Genomic DNA, 18,587 nt, shown 5'->3' with positions numbered 1-18,587 from the left:
CACACCCGTTCCCATTCCGAACACGGAAGTTAAGCTCTTCAGCGCCGATGGTAGTTGGGGGCTGTCCCCCTGTGAGAGTAGGACGTTGCCAAGCGAATAGAAGAGTAGCAGATATGCTACTCTTTTTGTTTAAAGATTAGACCGTGAGGTTATATAAGCGCCAAGTGCTTAGCACTTCGACATTTCTTATCCTTTATTACAATTTATTGACGCATATTATCCTTTATTAGCAAAAATTCCTTTAAGAATAACAAGAATTCCTCTAGCGTTTCTGGTAGCTCTTCAGGTAAAAAATTGGTACTATGCATTTCGATAACCTCCCAATAATAATAATTCTAGTTATAGAATGTCCAATCTTTAAAACTTTTATACTTTTAATTTGAAATTCTTCGACGTTTAATTTCTCTTAAAGTAAAGTACTTGTTAAGGTAATGATTATGGACCCCAGAATATATAATTTATTAGAAGAGGGTAATGAATACTTTGTAAATATTCAATGCAGCATTTAGGGGAGAATTATGAAAAAGTTAAAGCGAAATATCAAAAGGTTTTTTATATTTTTAGTTATTTTGGTAGGTTTTATTTACTTAAATAACACATCATTATTCACAAGAGATAGTAATAAAGAACCATTATTGCTGGCCCATCGGGGAATGGCACAGACCTTCCATATGGAAGGAATTACTGGCGAAACTTGTACAGCAGAAAGAATCTACGAACCTGAACATCCATTTTTAGAAAATACTATAGCTTCAATGGAAGCAGCTTTTGAGGCTGGAGCAGATATTGTAGAATTTGATGTTCAACTTACAAAAGATGGAGAGTTTGCTGTTTTTCATGATTGGGCACTAGAGTGCAGAACTGATGGCAAAGGAAAAATAAGGGACCATACGATGCAAGAACTAAAACAATTGGATATTGGTTATGGCTATACAGCAGATAATGGAGAAACTTATCCTTTCCGAGGCAAAGGAGCAGGGCTTATGCCTACACTTGATGAAGTGATGTCGCATTTTCCTGAGCAATCTTTTTTGATTCATATCAAAAGTAATGACCCGAATGAAGGGGTACATTTGTCCAATTATCTGACCAAGTTTCCAGATAGCAGGTTGAAAAATCTTTCTGTTTATGGTGGCGACAAGCCGATTGCTTCTTTGAAAGATAAACAGCCTGATATGCGTGTTATGTCAAAGGCTATGTTGAAAAGTTGTTTGCTTCCTTATATAGTAGTTGGTTGGACAGGATATGTACCGGCAGCGTGCGAAAACACTCAATTGCATATTCCAGAAAAGTATGCTCCATATATGTGGGGATTTCCAAACAAATTTCTAAATAGAATGGAGGAAGCTAATACAAGAGTAATCCTCGTTGCGGGTGATGGTAGTTGGTCAGAAGGATTTGATAAAAAACAAGACTTAGAACGCCTTCCTAAAAATTATACAGGAGGTATATGGACGAATCGTATTGACATTATAGCCCCAATTTTAAAAGAATAATTGACGGGCTTCAACAAATGGGGGCGTTGATCCAAGAAGGATTAACCGCCTTTTTTGTTGAAGCTATTAAGCTACCATGAAAATAACTTCTGGGATTCCGGAAAAAAGGCAATACCAAAGTAGACGCAGCTCATTCATTTTTTAAAAAAGGAGAGTGCCTGATTATTGAGGGTATGGGAAAATTGATATTTACTGAATTAAGAGGCTTCTGGTTCAGTTATTGTTCCTGTGTAACCAAGACTTTCAAGTCTTTTTAATGAATGACGTACGATTGCTTGTTGTCTTTGTTTATCAAAATAATCTTCTCCTAAGTCTACATACATTTCTTTGCAGGTTAATAGATAATAAGCAATACGTAACATGGCGTGAGCGACAACCATACCTGCTCGTTTTTTACCTTTTCTTGTTTTAGTCGATTTCCTTTTTCCTGCACTTTCATTATTACCGGGAACCAGACCTGTCCATGAACACATGTGAGGTGCACTTAGAAATTGTTCTTCCAACTTCAGATAGGATTTGCTCTGCCATCTGAGTGGCGATACCCGGTATGGAGTCTATACGTTCAACATCTTCTTGATATTCACTCACTCTTTTTGCAACTTCTTGATCAAGCATTTCAATCGAAGGTTATTGTAAATACATAATTGTAAGTGGCGGTATAGGAAAAGAAGGTTTTGATGAAGCAAAAGTAATGAAAGAATACTTAGTAAACAAAGGCATTCCCTCGGAGAAAATTATAGAAGATAGTAATGGTTACAATTCATCCATGACTGTCCAAAATACTAGAGACATAATGACGAATTTAAATTTAGAATCTGTTATGGTGATTGCACAATACTTTCATATTACACGAACAAAATTAGTGTTTAATAAGCTTGGTTTTGAAAATGTATATTCAGCACATGCGGAAATCTTTGAGCTTAGAGATTTATATTCGATAATACGGGAATTTCCGGCATACTATAAATACCTTATTTTATAAATGTGTGTACTTTTAAGGCACTATTCTACACCATCACTAATTGTTTTTCATTCTGATGTATTGGTATCAATGTATTTGAGATCATTCACATGTATCGCTCCTTTCTGCATCTTAATAACACTATATTTCAACGTGGAATAATTTCATTCCTATCAGATATGGGGTGTAACATGTTAAAATTAAGAAAAGAGGAAATTTTCGAGAGGTGAGACCATGTATATTCCATCGCATTTTCAAATTGAAGATGTAAAAATTGCTTATGACGTAATAAAACAATATGGCTTTGCGACTCTGTTTTCTCAACACAACGGAGCACCATTCGCTACGCATTTACCTTTAAATTTGGATAAGGAAAAACAATACCTCTATGGACATTTTGCTCGTTCGAATCCACAATGGAAAGATATTAGTAATCAAATGGTTTTAGCAGTATTTCATGGTCCTCATTGCTATATCTCTCCCTCTTGGTATGAGACGGATAAAGCAGTACCTACATGGAACTATGTGACTGTTCATGTTTACGGGGAAGTTGAACTTATTGATGACGAGCGAGAGCTAATGGAGTCTCTACATGAATTGGTATTGAAATATGAAGCACCTGAAAGTACATACAAGTTAGAGAACGTAGATACTGACTTTATTGCTGGTATGAATAAAGGTGTTCAAGGATTTAAAGTAAAAATAAACAAGATAGAGGGCAAGGCAAAACTAAGTCAAAACCACCCAGAAGACCGACAAGAACTTGTTATCAATCAACTGAAACAGATTTCGTGTGAGGATGAACAAAAGATTGCCTCTCTAATGAAAGCAAACCTCAAAAAATAGCCTGTATGTTATTTAACTATAGGGTAGCGATTGCTAAACAGAAGCAGTTTAGTAAAGGAATGATTCACAGTTTAGTCGGCTGTGTGTGTTTAAATAAAAGTATTACAAGTTTGTTTTTTTCATATTTACTTAAATATATACTTATTTTGGGAAGTGTTTAATAGTGAATAATAGTTTAAAGTCAGATTGTAATAATTGCTTTGGGTTGTGTTGTGTAGCATTGCCTTATGGCAAATCAGCAGATTTCCCTTTCAACAAAGATGGTGGAGAACCCTGCCGAAATTTATGCTCAAACAATTTGTGTTCTATTCATGGCAAATTAAGAGAGACAGGTTTTCGTGGTTGTGTGTCTTATGAATGCTTTGGTGCGGGTCAACATGTTTCACAGTCTATTTATAATGGTAAAGACTGGCGTGAGGGTGGCGAACATGCCGAAGAAATGTTTGCTGTATTTCCTCTTGTTCAACAACTGCATGAAATGCTCTGGTATCTCCAACAATCTCTAACTCTAAAGGAAACTCACTCCTTACATAATACCCTGCAAAAAATTTATGAAGAAACAGTTGATCTAACCGTAAAAAGTCCAGAGGAGATTTTAAAAATAGATATTGTCGCACATCGAAGTAAGGTAAACGCTCTTTTAATGGATTCAAGCAAATTGTACAGAGGCGACAACAATAAAAAGGGTAAACTGATGAAGCAAAAATCAGACTATATAGGAGCAACTTTAAAGGGTTTAAACTTACAAGGCGAAAATTTTCGTGGGAAACTAATGATTGCCTCAAATTTAAGCCAGAGTGATTTGAGGAGAGCTGATTTTATTGGTTCAGACCTTAGAGATGCAGATTTAAGTGGTGCTAACTTGACAGAGGCTCTCTTTCTTACGCAGTCGCAAATCAATTCAGCGATTGGGGATGTTCATACTAAAATACCGAGTTATTTAGAAAAGCCAAGTCATTGGATTAAGAAAGGCAATTCTTAATCTTCTTGAACTACCATGTAAGAACGAGGTATTGAACTCGCTAAGAAAGAGGGGGAAATTTAAAGGGCGATTACAAAAACATTATAAAAACTATGCGGGGATGAACTATGCAATAAAGTTGTATAATGAGGAGAATATGACTGTAAATCAAATATGTGAAATCACAAATGTATCTAGAGTGTCATTATATAGAAAGCTATCGGAAGGAAAAAGTCTATTAGTTTAACAAAATGTTCAATGTGTTAAACAAATAAACATTCAAACCTAATAGCCAATCCCTTTACTATCAAGGGGTTGGCTATTTTTAGTGTACCCGACATGGGCTATATCTTGGTGGTGAAGATCGACTTGCATAATCCACTTTTATTTTTAATTAATAAAATATTGATTAAATAAAAATTATGTCACAAAACAGCTCTTTGAACTGTTATAAGGGTACAGTCGACTGATAAATAATAGGGAGGTGAGCCAATGGAGAAAATAGACATTGGGAAAAGATTTGTTAATGGCGGAGAAGATGAACTGGAAGAGATAATAAATCTCTATGGTGAAAAACTCCTTCACTATGCAACGGCGATTCTATGTGATTATCATGAAGCAGAAAATATTGTACAAGAAGTCTTTCTTTCAGCTTATCAAAATCGGGATATTTTTGATGGCAATAACCTATCCGCATGGTTGTACAAAATTACATATAATCGCTGTTTAAATCAACTAAAAAAGCGTAAGATCCTATATTTTCATGAAATTCGTAGTGAAGTAGTTTTACCAGAAAAAGATAAAGGTTTGAGTGATGAGACGCTTCGTGCGTTACAGAAGCTTAAACCTAAGGAACGTGCCTTGTTATATGGGAGGATTATGGATGGGCAGAGTTACGAGGAACTATCTCAGCTTACAGGGAGTTCCCCCGCTGCTTTACGGAAGCAATACCAGAGAGCTAAAGATAAATTGGTTAAATATCTAAACTTCGAATATTGTGGAAAGGAGTCTAAATATGAGCAAATTTGATATTGACGAGCAGAAAATCCGTGATATGCTTTCTCAAATCACTGTTGATTCAAGTAAACTTGCAGAACAGGTTAAAAGCCGATTGTATGAGGATCGTGCTGACATGCCTGCTAGACACCGAAAACGGTGGACAAGGTCAACAATTGCAGCTATTGTGATGTCATTCGTATTAGTTGCTAGTGCTACTGCGGCAGTTTTAGGGAATTTCGATTGGTTTATAGAGAGATTTAATCCCGATTTTGGCAAAATTGTGGAGCCAGTTGAAGTCTACAGTGAAGACCAAGGAATCAGAATGGAGGTGATCGGTGCCCAGAAATATGATAATCAGGCAATTGTTTATCTATCTCTTCAAGATATAACAGGTCAAAACCGGTTGAAGGAACTGACTGACTATGGAGCTGGGTTTAGCGTGAAAATGAATCCGCAAGCACAAGAGACAGTCACAGGAGTTGATGAGTTTACATCAGCCAATGCCATGTGGAAAGAAAAGATACTTTATTTTGATGAGGATACCAATACCATTTATTATGAGTTTAATATTACGGCAGCCCCAGAGACACCTTTGGCAGAACCGTTGGAACTCCGTAAATTCCTTATTTATTTCGATGAAAAAGCATACAATGATGAGCCCATTTCCGTGTCCCTTACTGGAATTAAAAGTGCGGAAACTACACCTCTTGTGAAAGTACAGTTTTGGTCATCTTGGAGCGGAGGTAATATGCCAGATGATCTAAGTTCATATGCAGAGGCACTTATGCCCGGTCATTTTGCTGACATGCCCCATGGTAAAAAGGATCAATGGGTTTCAAATATCGGTATTATCGACGGAAAACTGCATGTGCAGATAGGCGAAATCTTTAACGAAGTGTTTGGTCCTAGTACGCCGGAGCTTTCTCTAAAAGATCCAGATGGTAATTCAATCTCCCCAGATTATAGTTTTGTATTTCTCGGTGATGAGAAAAATGACTTACTTAATCTTGAAAAAAACGATTATGCTGATGGAATTGACAGGTACAATGAATTCGTATTTCCTATAAGCACTGAAGATCTTAGCGAATATAAGCTTAGCTATACCGGTTCAGTTTCTACTGGTGTTAAAGGCAGCTGGAAGGTATCAGTAAATTTAAGTGATTCTAACCAAAGTACGCGCACTTGGACAAATGATATTTCAGTTGATGGTCATCTCTTTGAATATATAACTCTTAGTCCTTTAGGATTGCAAGTAATCGGAACCTATCAAGGAGAGGAATGTCTGGTTGGTGATATGTCAATTGGTGTTGAAACTGTTGATGGAATTATTCCATTGGAAGCTGTCGGGGGAAGCGAAAAACCTGATAAGCATACTTTCAATTCAAGTTGGAATACGAAAGCACCTTTAGATATTACTAAAGCTAAAGCAATAATTATAAATGGCACTCGAATACCGATTAAATGACAAGATGATAAAATAAAAATTTCAACACACTAGTTTAACAAAAGCTTCATTTTGATCCACGAAAGGGTAAATGCTCTTTTTGTTGAATTGTTACTAAAGGGGCAGGCTAACTTAGGAAAAATAGTATTATTATATAGGGGTCTTAAAAAGGGGGGAAAATGAAGTTTAAAATGTTGTTCGGTATTTTTCTTATAATCCCAGGAAGATATATATGATATTGAAATTGAATTTGAAAGTAGAGATGGTTTGCTTACTGGGAATTTAGGAAATATGGAAACAAAAATTGACGGTAACGTTATTTCTTTTTTAGTTGGTACAGTTAATTTCGAGACATTTGAAGATGATAAGTATAAAATTACTATAAAACTCAAAGATAAAAAGGATATTATCAAGTTACATATAAATTAAAAAGGAATTAAATGTCGAATTACCTAAAAAGTTGTTTGAATGATATAGTGAAATAAATGGAGTGTTTGATAGTTTCGACTGTCCTTTAATATGGTCAACTTCACAAATAGTAAAGGATAATTTATTTTTTAGAACTTTTGGTGACTATAAAGATATTTATATGCCATTTGACCATAAGAAAACCGCCTTCGTCAGAAAAGGCGGTTTATTGCTATCGTTCCCCATTACTTCAAAAGATTTTGGTAATTGGGGAGGAAATCATCCTTATCGGGGCCTCTAAGATGTTCAAAATTTTTAAGCTCAACTCCAACCGACGAGATCCGATATGTAAGTACATCTTCGCCGACAGGGGTATGAGGACCGACTATGGGTTGAGCATCTAATGTGATTAAAAAATCAAAACCACGAAAAGCAGCTACCCTTTCAATGCTCTTCACATTTACATAATCTGGATGAATAACTGGTGGTACTGTAATTACATCTGCGTATACCCCAGTAAGTTTCTCCTGCATATGTGGAAGTAGAATTAAAACAAGCATATCTTGTAGTTGCAGTTCCCTTGAATCTTCAAGCGGCTTATTACCATCTGCATTTGAAGTTTGCTCTGAAAGAGCCTCTTCAGCAACATAGTGAACATCTATTTTATGTTTGTTATCCGTCTCAGGAGAGGCTTGTGTGTATTCTACAAGAGCACCACTGCCCTCAGCGAATAAACGAAGAGGTACATATGCCTTGTTATTATAGTTAAGCACCTCCTCACTTTCCTGTGGTTGTACTTCTTTGGAAAGCCCGTTAGCTAGAAAAAAAGTAACTTTACTTGGAAAGATTGTTGCTTCAATTACACTCGAAGCAAATACAGAAGTTGTTGCCATTAAGAAGGCACCACACAACACACCAGCAATAAAATGTTTCTTCAATTCGTCCTCTCCTCTTCAAATGTAAATTATTCTATCTAATAGACGAAGCAAATCCGAACAGTGATATTGTCCTTATTATAAAACGAATGTTCATAATTACCAAATATCAACAATAAAGTTTAACATAGCCAAAATATTAAATGGTAGTTTTCAAACAGAAGCTATTTATGTATGGAATCACGAAGATGACAGCTGAATGTGGGTTGCCCCATCATTGCAAGTATTTATTAGAGGTTGGATTACAGGTGAAATTACTATTTAGATATAGAATTTGCTTATTAAATAACGGGTGGCGATAGCTGAACAAGGCTATCGCTTCTTCAACTATTGGGGAGTTATTTTTATTAAGCATTTGCTGCTGTTTTCAATAGTTATTAAAACTTTCTTAATCATGATACAATATAAGTAAATAATCTCCGGAGGGGACTTAAATGAAGTGGGAAGATGTGTGCCAGGCTTTCCCAGAACAATGGGTTTTAATAGATGAATTAACACTGCAGTCAAATAGCTAATGGCAAGTATAAAGGGGGACCTCTATACTTGCCGTTTTTTAAAAGCATAGTTTATTCAACAAGCGGGAGTGATTGCATAAGAAGTGCAGTCGCTTTTTTACTATGTACTGCACAATACCTCAAAAAGGAATATGGGCCTTTATGGTAAAGTAATCTTAGTAAAGGGGGAATAAAATTGAGTAAAAAAGGGAAGTTACTATTCAGAATTTCAAAAGGTTTGAATATATTGCTCGTTGTAATTGTAGCTTGGGGAATTATTAAGATGAATTTTGTTAAAGAGCAAGTTCTTGTCACTGAAGTGCAGAATAATTTAGTTGAATTGGAGGGTTTGATTGCACACCAGATGGATAATAATTGGTCTGAACCCAATTTGGTTACAATCGAACTTGGGGATGTTTTAAATGGTATTTGGCTTGGTAAGATTACGGGGGAGCAATTAGGAACACTTTCAAAAAGTGACAAGAAAACTCTGGAGCGTTTATATTTAAAATTAAGGCAATATCCTTACGATGAATTATATAGGTTCGCTGATGTAACTGATGAAGATAAAAGGAATTTTGAAGAGTTGAGAGAAATTCTACGTGAGGTAGGATTAGGTATGAATATAACCATCAGCGCAGATATGGAAGCATTTATGAAACAGGCAGAGGAATTAAATAAAAAGATTGAATCCCCGTTAAATTAATGTGTACGTGATGTTGTGATAACGGGGGAAAAAGTTGAAAGGAGTGACTTATGTCAAGGGTAGAGGTTTTTGCTTTGGGTTTAATATTGTTTATCTTTGGCATTGGTTTTTCGTATTATAGTACGCAAGCCTTTTATGAAAAGTATAAAGAAATACGAAGTGAAACAGATGTCTCAAAAAAGTTTATGAAAGGACTTGGGGAGATTTGGCTGTACGAATATAGCACTTTAGGGTTTTTGATATTTACAATCTTATTAATTATTATTGGTGTCATATTGATGTTTTTTTCAATAACAAATGATAGCCAATTTATTAAACAAATAATTGATCTCCTTTTATCAATAAGAGAATAAAACATATAAAGGGGCAAGAAATTGTCAAGGTGGCAGGTCGATTTTTATTAAAAGGTCACATTAAACCACAGAGCCTATGATTAAAAACGGTCAACATTTTGATCGTTTTTTATGTTTGAGCCTTTTTTCTGCAGGAATTATTAAACAGTAAATGGGGAGGTTAACTAAATAAAGGAGGTATCAGTAATGGGGTGGGTACGAAGAAAAAATAATATTCATATTGAGGACCTAGATACAGAAACTCTTGAAGAAGTGATGGAATTCGTCGGGAAAAATAAAGATACTTACAGAAAAAAATGGAGTAAATTTAAATATGGAAAAAAGGGGGCTCAATTTTCTTGGAATTGGGCTGCATTTATCTTTGGATTTTTTTGGTTTGCATATAGAAAAATGAATGTTTATGCGTACTTGTTTTTCGGAGTCATTACCATTATAGATGTACTTTTCCTTATTACAACTAAACAAACAAGTACTAATAATAGCAGTTTCTTTGGTGTCTTTTTAATTATAGCATTATTAGGTAATCAATCTTATTTGGAGTTTGTAGTAAAAAAAGTTAACAAATTAAAGGAACAGTATCCTAATAAAGATGAACGTCTTAAATTAATCAAAAAACGTGGAGGAATTAGTTGGATTAATGTCCTTATCTTTGTCTTAGCAATGGTAGTTTATGCTTTCACAATTTCAATCGTTGAAGAAAATGTATATCAAAATTATGCTGCTCAAAAGTTTGAAGAAGCAACCCAGTTGGAGGAAAAAGGGGAAACAAAAGAAGCTATAACAATATACGAAAAACTAAAAAATAAAGATCACCCTATACCTGAGATTTCTTTTAATTTAGCTTTACTTTATTATTCAGAAGGAGATATGGATAAAGCTGAAGAAGAAATCAATCACTTTCTGGAATATGAACCAGACGATGAAGAAGCAAGACAAATAAAGCAAGAAATATTATCACGGTAATCATTAAATTTGACCTTTTTCCTATCGCTTGTTTATAACTGCCTTTTTATAGCATTTTATTAAGTCCAAATATTAACGTCTGTTTTTTAATAACCAATATTATTTCTATTGAATGTGATAAGATTTGCAATTTCGACTTGCTCATTATGAAAAAATGGAGTATGGATTTGTTTTACCATATTAATATACTTCACCTAAAGGGGCGATAGCAGATTAGGGCTGTCGCCAAGCATTTTAATCTAAGGAAAGGTTTATTTTTATTTTTTTGGCTTCTTCCGTATATATACCAATAGTATAAGTACCTATTTCTCCCGGAAATTCAATAACTCCGTTCTTTGAATTAGTGATTTCGTCTTCCCATACAGTATTTTTGGAACCCTCTAACATACATGTAAAAGCTCCCCTCACCAACGGAGGCTATATAAGGTATTGAGACTGTTCTATTTTTGGTAACATCAAAACTTTCAACATCATGATACCCCTTTAATGAACCGATGGATAGTTTAACTTCTCCGTTTATTACTGATTTACTTGAACCTATTGACACATTATCTCCGAACAATAGAGCTATCGCAAACATACCAACTGTAAATAATCCGAATACCAACCCTAAAATTAGTATTGCTTGCTTATTCATGCCTTTTAATCCTTTAAGTATGTTGTAATTCACTTTGTATACAATTCGAAATAATACAGGAAAAATAATAGCTAAAAACAATAAAGAAATCCAGCCACCATAAATAACGGTTTGAACAACAGATACTGTCACTACAAAAAAGTAAAATCCGACAGTAATCCAATATGAAATTGAAAACAGTTTACTTTTAGTATATGGTTTGCCAAACAGGAAGTAGATAAACTTCTTCAAAAATATCTTTCCTTTCGAGAATGTTTATTGATTAGCTTAACCAAAAACTTCAAAAGGAAATAAGGTGTGTAATGGTAAAAGTAACTATATCTTTGCTACCAAAGGGGCTTCTTAAAGTAGGGGAAATACCTATTCCTATTGAACGGGCGGTTTAGTGGAAAAAGGAATTAATATAAACAATAAGCCTGTATCCATGATTACTTGTTAATCTAAGATACAGGTTTTATATTTCAGTTATAATCGTATGGATGAATCCTTTTACGGAATATTTATAAAAATCAATGAAGGATTAAACATTGAATAGAAACGAATCTTTGTTAAAATAAATATTTTTTAAAAATTGAACCTATTATGATTTGATAATCGTCTAATAGCAGAATTTGAAGCAGGTTGAAAGGGAGGGGAGTAGAATGGACAAATCAGAAAAAGATTACATATTAGATAAAATAATGATTGAATATGGTAATGAGTTGGTACGATTGGCATTTTCTTATGTGAAAGATGCCGAGATAGCTAAGGATCTGGTTCAAAATACGTTTATTAAATGCTACAAAAGCCTTGATATGTTTCGTTATGACGCACAGATCAAAACGTGGCTCTATCGTATCACCATTAACGAATGTAAAGATTATTTAAAAAGTTGGAATTACAGAATGGTTCAAGTAAAAAGTTTTATAAATGAAACTGCCAGGTCAATATTACCATCAGTAGAAAAATCCGTTATTGATCAATACAATAACGAACAAATGAAAGAGACAATCAATTCTCTTCCAAACAAGTATCGAGAAGTAGTTTATCTATACTATCACGATTCTTTAAAAACAGATGAAATTTCTAAAATTTTAAACATTCCAGTTAATACAGTGAAAACTCGATTAAGAAGAGCAAAACAAAGATTAGAGTCGATGTTAAAGGAGGCTGAACTTAATGAAAGATAAAAATTTGAAAGATACATTTAACCATATGTCTAATCAAGAACTAACATTTAGGAAGGAAGATCGTGATGAAGTGTTTGAACAACTTCATAAAATGGAAAAGAATAATATCCAAAAGAAATCTCTAGTATCTATTTCAAAAAAATTGGCTCCACTTACTGCTGCTTTGTTTGCGGTAGGCTTATGTCTATTTTTGTTTATTCCAACGATTCTTCAAGGAAACGTTAATAACGAAAATAACGGAACTGATTCGAATGGAGTAGTATCTCAAGAAGACGAGTATTTTACCACTCTATTTATGGTAAAGGATGAGAATGATAGAATACCTATTAACCTTTTACTTACTTATAATAAAGATAAAAATATGATGAAAGTTGTATCGATCCCTCGTGATACTTATGCTCCGATATTGGATAAAAATGATGGAACTACTCCATATGATAAATTATCACATGCTTATATTAACGCTTCGGGAGTAGCTGAAAAGGTAAGAACAACAGTTTCTAACCTATTTGATTTACCAATCGATTATTATGCAATTATGGATTTAGAAACCCTTTCAGCGATGGTTGATGCAGTGAATGGGATAGAATACGACTTACCAGAAGATATTCGAGTAAGAGCTATATCTCAAGTGGCATTTGATTTCAAAAAGGGGACTCATCGTTTAAATGGAGAAGAGGTTATGGCATTAATGATGGATGCTACTGTGGGAAAAAACTTGGATGAAGAAGATCAATTAAACCTCATTAATACAGTAATAAATCAAACAATAAACGTAATACCACAAACGCAATTAAAAGAATTTACTAATAAAATAGAAAGTAATATTCCAATTAAACAATTGTTTGAGGATAAAATGGAACTTCCATCGATAGAATCGGTATCATTAATCGATGGAATGATGAGTACAATGATAGACGAGTCTTACTATATTAAATTTGAAAAAGATTTTTTAGATTCAGTTTCGGAAAAGTTAACCACATTTAACTAAATAGAAAGTGAAAACTTAAACTTTTGGAGTAATCTTCGAAATTAACTGATGTAGCCTAAGTTCATTGGAAGCCTTTCTATAGCAAGTAACCAATTGAAATTAAAAACCTGCTTATCAGCGGGTTTTTTTGTTGAAATAAACAAAAAATATTGTAACCTTTTTCATTCCAAGCCGTTTTATTAATGAAGGGAGGCTGTGATGAAAGAGAATCTTGATGACATATATAAAATTTATTTTCATGAAATATATCGATTTCTCCTTTCCCTTTGTCATGACCACCATGTGGCCGAGAATCTTGTTCAAGAAACCTTTCTCCGTGCTTACCTTTATATTGAAAATTACAAGGGGGATAAGGTTAAAGCATGGCTGTTTACAGTCGCACATAATGCATGTATTGATCATTATCGCAAGCATAATAGAACCGTAATAAAGGAACAAAGCTTTTTCTTGCCACTTTCGGATAAAAGAAAAACACCTATAGATACGATTGTTATACAAGAAGAAGTTCGAGAAATTGTTAGCCTGTTAAAAGATTTACCCGAAAAACATAAATATGCCGTGCTTTTACATGATTTTCATGGATTATCATACAATGAAGCAGCACAAGTGATGAATGTGAAGCAACCCCATTTTAAAATATTATTATTCCGTGGTAGGCAGGCGATAAGGCGAAGGAAGGGTGGAGAAAAGTGAGCGATGAATTTAAAAGAAAACTAGAAGCATATGAAAAAGGTGAACTATCTGATATAGAATTAGAGGATTTTGAAAAAGAATTAGAAAAACTAGAAAAATATCAGGAGTTTCTTGAAGAAAATAGTGTCGAGCAAATTAAAGACTCCAATGGGAATGAAAAAAGACAGCAAAAGATATTAAGACGAAGTAAATGGAAAGCAAGATTGCAAACGGCCTTTTCTGCCCTTGCACTAATCCTTGCGTTTACCATTCTTTCATCGATACTAACAGCCGTTTACTATTCATGGGGGACACCGGATCGTGTAGATGTGTTCAGGAATGTAATCGACTATTCGCTGACCATAACAGATCCTTATGGATATTTAGGTGGAACAAGTACGAATACGGGTCCATTTTTTGGTTTGAATACCGAGAGAGATTTGAACAAAAAAGTGGGGGATGAAACAGTAAAAGTTGGTGAGTTAAAAACAAAGTTTTTTTTCTCAGCGATGTCCTATCCAGAAAGGATTAACTTTGGAAAAGTATCGGATAGCAACCCGAACTTTTTATATCCCGGGGGAGAAGTCCGTAACGTGTCAGAGTGGAATAAGTTAGAGCGCCTCCCTGAAGGTACTGTCGTTTCAGCCTATTTATCTTTTGCTGAATTAATTGAGACGGAGAAGGTTTTTCAACTATTCGAGGGCAAAGAGATGGATTTGATTTGGTTGGCGGTTGATACGGGTTTTGAAGAGAAAAATGAGAGGGTTATTTTTGAACCGATTGGGTTTCCAAGCTTTGCAATTTGGCATGATGATGATATGATTTTGGACTCCAGAGAAGTAAAAAAAGGCCTATTTGGTAAGATTGTATCAGAAGGTCATTCATCCCCTAGTTATACCATGGGAGATCAAGATGTTCTCCATAAACAATTTTTGAAAACATTATATTTTTTAAAAGACCATGAACGGAAAGTGAATAACTTCGTTTTTGGGAAACTAGAGCTTTCAAAACGAATTGATTACCTTGAAACGAATGGCTTTAAACATTATGGCGTTGTCATAACAGGACCTACAAAGGAAATCTTAAAGCTACGCGAGGAACCATGGGTTGGAGGATTAAAAGTGGATGAGGTAAGCTTTTGGAATTGGAATGATTGAGTGGGGGTATTTTGCTATGCCCCGCTTTGGGGGAGGTGGAAAATTTCAATGATAAGATTATATATCCTAGGTCTGACGATGTTCCTGGCTTTCAGTTTGGTATCCTGTTCTAATCAGAATAATGATGAGCTAGATGCTACGCCAAATCAAGCCACACTAAAACAAAATCAGCAAAATATCAATAAGGCTGTTAGTAGGGCTATTAAGAGCCAAAGCGCCTCCTATGCTTCGGGGGAAACAGCAACAGAAGGGCACATCATTCTTGATACAGAGCATAAAAATGGAATGGTTAAGGTCTATTTAATAGCCAGCTATGGTGCATTCGGTTTTGAAAACGGCATTTTTACAAAAGTAAGTGGAAGTGGATCAATCCCAACTGTTATTAAATTTTCGCAAGATAAAAATGGCGAATATACTTTGTTGGAATATAAAGAACCGATGGATGGCTCAGACTACACAGATTCAATCAAGAAAATGTTTCCTCCCCATTTACATAACAAGATATTATCTGCCCATGATGATTACCCTGACCTAGAAAAGCAGCAGGAAGCACAGGCTAAAGAGTATTTAAAAGTGATTGGAAGAACTGCCAAAGTCAGTGCTGGTTATGTCGAAAAACAACTAGTAGATATAGATGTGCAGGCTTCCAACCGATTATTTGCGGAATTTACAAAGGATAATCCTGTTCTTAATGACTGCCCTTATTGGCTAGGAACAACGGAGAAGATTGAAAATGGCACGAGATACATTTATGAAACCTCTCAAAGCAAAACTAACGATAATTTTGACCTTATCACTTTTCAGAAGAAAAATGAAGATGGAACGATAGTGGAAGAGTATAAATATAAAATTGTCGGAAGTGAACCACAATTAGTAGATTGATATAGTACCTGGCACTTCGATATTATAGAAAGCTGTGCATCCGCATATTTCCACCGATGAGAAGATATAACCTTGAAACTTTTTACATGTATTTTCCGTAAGTAAGCTTATTAAGGAAGAAAGGTGGAAGAATTAGTTGGAGAAGAGCTATGTTTTTAAACAGTTTACTTGTATCTTGTTTTTATTTCTTTTTGCTTTTATAGCGGATTATTATATTCAAAACGTAAACATTGATATAGATAGTATTGTAATGAAACGATTGATAATGTTTATAGCGATTTCAATTCTTCTTTTTGTATGTAATCAACTTATTTATAATTATGCAAAAAAAGAAGAAGAGTTTATGCAACACAAGGTTTGGAATAAGATGTTTATCGTTATTTTAATATGGTTAATGATTTCGTTTGTTGTATTTATTTTCTTGTTTTTTACGACACCGCTGGAAAGTTTAATTTCCTCCCATGCATGGATGATGTTCATTGTTGCTTATTACTTTTTATTTTTCATAAACCTTTTAGTGTTGTCGATTGTACATGTCATTGTTGATACATCAATGAAGGTAGAGAAGAAATTAATAATAACTTGGGCGAGCTCGTCTTTAGTTATAGTGATTATTTTATTTGGATTACCAAGTTTTTGAGGAGGGAATACAGGTGAGGCAAATGATTAAATTTCTGCTTTTTTCGTTGATGGTACTACTTTTCTTAAGCGGCTGTAATGCAAATAATGAAAGCCAAGATATATTTCAATATAAAGATTCGTTTGTAGGCGATAATAGTGCAGTAGGGAATATTGTAAATCAGTTACAAAGCGGGGAACATTTAGTTGGCTTTGAACTAAAAACAAAAGAGAAGCCATATGGTATAATCCTAAATTACGATTGGCCAGAATCAGAAAATACCCATAAAGAAACAGCAATTTATAATGCAACATTTCTTTTTGCGTTGGTTCAAAATGTTGATTGGATAACATTTAACTTTGATAACCAAGAATACACAATAACGAAAGAAAAACTACAAGAGTCGTACGGAGTAGAGTTAAGTGAATTTAAAAATGAAGATGAACTAAGAAAATTTACAGAAGAGTTTTTGAAAAAATACAAATAAAGTAAATAAGCTATTCAAGTAACGGGCACAAAAGAAACTTGCGGTTCAAGCGATTGACGATCATTCAATAAATAATTTATCTTACTGAAAGATTGTTGAATAATATCGGGCTATCGTGCAACAACACATTCTACTGCAATTTCAATAATACACATAAAAATGTCGCTTTCTATCAATTAAGAAAACGACATTTTTAGGGCTTATTAAACCTAAATACACTTCTTAGCTGAATAAGACTTTACTATAAGGGGATGTTTCTAAAAGTAAATGGTTCGTAAATAAGTCTTTTTTTGCTTAATCCTCTAACGTTGACCAATTACTATCCCTTGCTCCATACACATCTATAAGCTAATAATAATGTATTAATCCCAAAACTCACCAGTATCAGTCCTACCATGGCCTTTAGTGCAAAACCATTGCCAAGGTAAACCACCAAAAGGTGAACGTAAATTTGATGAAGGAACTTGAACTGCAACCTTATTTGATCTATTGCAGGGTTATTTTTTTGGGAAGAATTTAAGTTTGTAAGATTCCAACCGTACATTTTATTTAACAAGTCACTAAAGAGGTTCTCACAAGCTCTATTTACATCATTTTGGTCTAGTCTAGATTAAATCAATATAAAAATGGAAAACACTTAATGCGTTAATGATATTTACTCACGAGTGTTGATTAACCAATAAAATCCAAAAAATTAATACCAAAAAGGACACCTTTCTTGTAGAATGATGTTTGCTGACAAACAAACTACAGAAGAGGTGCCCTCATGAAAAAGAATACCACATTCCACAATTTGTTTCAAAAGATTGTTTCAGAAGATGAAGTCAATGTTATTCAGGATGCCATCGGCTATAAGGATACAGCTCGTAAGCTCACTGTACACACACTCATTCATTATTTGACCTGTGCTGCTATGAATGAGTTCAAAAGTTATCGAGAGTGCGCAGACGTAGGTGACAAACATGGATTACCCAAAGTTGACCACTCTACTATTTCAAAGAAAGCCGGACATGTAGACTACAAGATCATGAAAGAATTATTCCATTTAGTCGTTTCTAAATGTAATCGAATAACACGCCGAGTATTAAAAATTTCCAAGGAACTTCTCTTGGTAGACTCTATTACCATTACAGTAGGGAAGTCACGTCTTCCTTGGGCTCTTTATCACGGAGAACGTGCAGGGATTAAACTGCATGTTAGTTATACTCCACTAACTGAAATGCCGCTTCAAGTCGTTGAAACGACTGGACTTATACATGATGGACCGATTGGTGAACAGTTAGTCGATTCTCGATTTATCATGGTAGAAGATCGAGCCTATTTTAAGATTAAACGAATCGATCAATTCACAGAAGACCAGCAAAAGTTCGTGATTCGAATAAAAGAAAATGTCGAGATTTTTAGACC

Annotated in this window: 19 protein-coding genes, 1 rRNA gene and 3 pseudogenes; 19 read left to right on the top strand and 4 right to left on the bottom strand. The window is 34.5% G+C overall.

Annotated elements, in window-relative coordinates; translation table 11 throughout:
• Both rrf and BAZO_RS20560 read left to right on the top strand, forming a co-directional pair.
• Window positions 1-94: ribosomal RNA gene (rrf, locus tag BAZO_RS21375) — 5S ribosomal RNA — on the top strand; the annotation flags it as partial.
• A gap of 424 nt (window positions 95-518) precedes the next feature.
• Window positions 519-1,496, top strand: a complete 978-nt coding sequence (locus BAZO_RS20560) for a glycerophosphodiester phosphodiesterase family protein (protein ID WP_004432392.1) — start codon at window positions 519-521, stop codon at window positions 1,494-1,496.
• Between the two features lie 395 nt (window positions 1,497-1,891).
• On the opposite strand, the pseudogene BAZO_RS23485 reads toward BAZO_RS20560, so the two are convergent.
• A pseudogene (locus BAZO_RS23485) lies at window positions 1,892-1,966 on the bottom strand (hypothetical protein); the annotation flags it as partial.
• A gap of 143 nt (window positions 1,967-2,109) precedes the next feature.
• Between BAZO_RS23485 and BAZO_RS20550 the strand changes: the two are divergent.
• From BAZO_RS20550 to BAZO_RS20530, 6 genes and pseudogenes are all read left to right on the top strand, one after another.
• A complete protein-coding gene (locus BAZO_RS20550) occupies window positions 2,110-2,478 on the top strand; it encodes a YdcF family protein (RefSeq protein WP_087946174.1) in 369 nt (122 codons plus the stop codon).
• Between the two features lie 213 nt (window positions 2,479-2,691).
• A complete protein-coding gene (locus BAZO_RS20545; RefSeq protein ID WP_004432385.1) occupies window positions 2,692-3,303 on the top strand; it encodes an FMN-binding negative transcriptional regulator in 612 nt (203 codons plus the stop codon).
• A gap of 163 nt (window positions 3,304-3,466) precedes the next feature.
• Window positions 3,467-4,285, top strand: a complete 819-nt coding sequence (locus BAZO_RS20540) for a pentapeptide repeat-containing protein (RefSeq protein WP_004432383.1) — start codon at window positions 3,467-3,469, stop codon at window positions 4,283-4,285.
• A gap of 27 nt (window positions 4,286-4,312) precedes the next feature.
• A pseudogene (locus BAZO_RS21980) lies at window positions 4,313-4,511 on the top strand (helix-turn-helix domain-containing protein); the annotation flags it as partial.
• Window positions 4,512-4,756: 245 nt separating this feature from the next.
• The gene (locus BAZO_RS20535) at window positions 4,757-5,293 is read left to right on the top strand and encodes an RNA polymerase sigma factor (RefSeq protein ID WP_004432381.1); all 537 of its coding nucleotides are present in this window, start codon (window positions 4,757-4,759) and stop codon (window positions 5,291-5,293) included.
• A complete protein-coding gene (locus BAZO_RS20530; RefSeq protein ID WP_004432380.1) occupies window positions 5,280-6,728 on the top strand; it encodes a hypothetical protein in 1,449 nt (482 codons plus the stop codon). The genes BAZO_RS20535 and BAZO_RS20530 overlap by 14 nt, the downstream gene beginning before the upstream one ends.
• A gap of 632 nt (window positions 6,729-7,360) precedes the next feature.
• Here BAZO_RS20530 and BAZO_RS23145 read toward each other — a convergent pair.
• Window positions 7,361-8,053: a DUF3888 domain-containing protein gene (locus BAZO_RS23145; RefSeq protein ID WP_004432378.1), complete on the bottom strand. Its 693-nt coding sequence runs from the start codon at window positions 8,051-8,053 to the stop codon at window positions 7,361-7,363.
• 687 nt (window positions 8,054-8,740) lie between these two features.
• Between BAZO_RS23145 and BAZO_RS20520 the strand changes: the two genes are divergently transcribed.
• The 3 genes from BAZO_RS20520 (at window position 8,741) to BAZO_RS21370 (ending at window position 10,566) form a co-directional block, all read left to right on the top strand.
• Window positions 8,741-9,250, top strand: a complete 510-nt coding sequence (locus tag BAZO_RS20520; RefSeq protein WP_004432376.1) for a hypothetical protein — start codon at window positions 8,741-8,743, stop codon at window positions 9,248-9,250.
• Between the two features lie 50 nt (window positions 9,251-9,300).
• Window positions 9,301-9,603, top strand: coding sequence for a hypothetical protein (locus BAZO_RS20515; protein ID WP_004432374.1), 303 nt, complete (start codon window positions 9,301-9,303; stop codon window positions 9,601-9,603).
• A gap of 186 nt (window positions 9,604-9,789) precedes the next feature.
• A complete protein-coding gene (locus tag BAZO_RS21370) occupies window positions 9,790-10,566 on the top strand; it encodes a DUF2628 domain-containing protein (protein ID WP_004432372.1) in 777 nt (258 codons plus the stop codon).
• A gap of 340 nt (window positions 10,567-10,906) precedes the next feature.
• Here the strand turns inward: BAZO_RS21370 and BAZO_RS20505 are convergent, their stop codons facing one another.
• Window positions 10,907-11,434, bottom strand: coding sequence for a hypothetical protein (locus tag BAZO_RS20505; protein WP_004432369.1), 528 nt, complete (start codon window positions 11,432-11,434; stop codon window positions 10,907-10,909).
• Between the two features lie 410 nt (window positions 11,435-11,844).
• Here BAZO_RS20505 and BAZO_RS20500 point away from each other — a divergent pair, with 410 nt between their 5' ends.
• The 7 genes from BAZO_RS20500 (at window position 11,845) to BAZO_RS20470 (ending at window position 17,180) form a co-directional block, all read left to right on the top strand.
• Window positions 11,845-12,372, top strand: coding sequence for a sigma-70 family RNA polymerase sigma factor (locus BAZO_RS20500; protein ID WP_004432367.1), 528 nt, complete (start codon window positions 11,845-11,847; stop codon window positions 12,370-12,372).
• Window positions 12,362-13,363, top strand: a complete 1,002-nt coding sequence (locus BAZO_RS20495) for an LCP family protein (protein ID WP_004432365.1) — start codon at window positions 12,362-12,364, stop codon at window positions 13,361-13,363. The genes BAZO_RS20500 and BAZO_RS20495 overlap by 11 nt, the downstream gene beginning before the upstream one ends.
• A 198-nt stretch (window positions 13,364-13,561) precedes the next feature.
• Window positions 13,562-14,056 (top strand): RNA polymerase sigma factor, encoded by a 495-nt coding sequence (locus BAZO_RS20490; protein ID WP_004432363.1) that lies wholly within the window; start codon window positions 13,562-13,564, stop codon window positions 14,054-14,056.
• A complete protein-coding gene (locus tag BAZO_RS20485) occupies window positions 14,053-15,192 on the top strand; it encodes an anti-sigma factor (protein ID WP_004432361.1) in 1,140 nt (379 codons plus the stop codon). Before BAZO_RS20490 ends, BAZO_RS20485 begins: the two co-directional genes overlap by 4 nt.
• Before the next feature lie 48 nt (window positions 15,193-15,240).
• Window positions 15,241-16,074: a hypothetical protein gene (locus BAZO_RS23140; protein ID WP_004432358.1), complete on the top strand. Its 834-nt coding sequence runs from the start codon at window positions 15,241-15,243 to the stop codon at window positions 16,072-16,074.
• 136 nt (window positions 16,075-16,210) lie between these two features.
• Entirely contained in the window at window positions 16,211-16,714 is a 504-nt protein-coding gene (locus BAZO_RS20475) for a hypothetical protein (protein ID WP_004432356.1), read from the top strand.
• A 22-nt stretch (window positions 16,715-16,736) separates the two neighbouring features.
• Window positions 16,737-17,180: a DUF4825 domain-containing protein gene (locus tag BAZO_RS20470; protein ID WP_235786764.1), complete on the top strand. Its 444-nt coding sequence runs from the start codon at window positions 16,737-16,739 to the stop codon at window positions 17,178-17,180.
• A 319-nt stretch (window positions 17,181-17,499) separates the two neighbouring features.
• On the opposite strand, the pseudogene BAZO_RS23480 reads toward BAZO_RS20470, so the two are convergent.
• Window positions 17,500-17,775, bottom strand: a pseudogene (locus tag BAZO_RS23480) (SMEK domain-containing protein); the annotation flags it as partial.
• A 171-nt stretch (window positions 17,776-17,946) separates the two neighbouring features.
• On the opposite strand from BAZO_RS23480, the gene BAZO_RS20465 reads away from it, so the two are divergent.
• A partial coding sequence (locus tag BAZO_RS20465) for a transposase (RefSeq protein WP_004432354.1) occupies window positions 17,947-18,587 on the top strand: 641 nt, incomplete at its 3' end.

Origin of the sequence: Schinkia azotoformans LMG 9581 (assembly GCF_000307855.1) — a bacterium.
GTDB classification, from domain to species: Bacteria; Bacillota; Bacilli; order Bacillales; family Bacillaceae_J; genus Schinkia; species Schinkia azotoformans.
This window is presented reverse-complemented; position numbering and strand designations above follow the sequence as displayed.

Coding starts and splice junctions, on each gene's coding strand:
- BAZO_RS20495 (WP_004432365.1), top strand. CDS start 12,362: ATGAAAGATAAAAATTTGAAAGATACATTTAACCATATGTCTAATCAA.
- BAZO_RS20560 (WP_004432392.1), top strand. CDS start 519: ATGAAAAAGTTAAAGCGAAATATCAAAAGGTTTTTTATATTTTTAGTT.
- BAZO_RS20500 (WP_004432367.1), top strand. CDS start 11,845: ATGGACAAATCAGAAAAAGATTACATATTAGATAAAATAATGATTGAA.
- BAZO_RS20470 (WP_235786764.1), top strand. CDS start 16,737: ATGATTAAATTTCTGCTTTTTTCGTTGATGGTACTACTTTTCTTAAGC.
- BAZO_RS20545 (WP_004432385.1), top strand. CDS start 2,692: ATGTATATTCCATCGCATTTTCAAATTGAAGATGTAAAAATTGCTTAT.
- BAZO_RS20490 (WP_004432363.1), top strand. CDS start 13,562: ATGAAAGAGAATCTTGATGACATATATAAAATTTATTTTCATGAAATA.
- BAZO_RS23140 (WP_004432358.1), top strand. CDS start 15,241: ATGATAAGATTATATATCCTAGGTCTGACGATGTTCCTGGCTTTCAGT.
- BAZO_RS20535 (WP_004432381.1), top strand. CDS start 4,757: ATGGAGAAAATAGACATTGGGAAAAGATTTGTTAATGGCGGAGAAGAT.
- BAZO_RS20515 (WP_004432374.1), top strand. CDS start 9,301: ATGTCAAGGGTAGAGGTTTTTGCTTTGGGTTTAATATTGTTTATCTTT.
- BAZO_RS21370 (WP_004432372.1), top strand. CDS start 9,790: ATGGGGTGGGTACGAAGAAAAAATAATATTCATATTGAGGACCTAGAT.
- BAZO_RS20530 (WP_004432380.1), top strand. CDS start 5,280: ATGAGCAAATTTGATATTGACGAGCAGAAAATCCGTGATATGCTTTCT.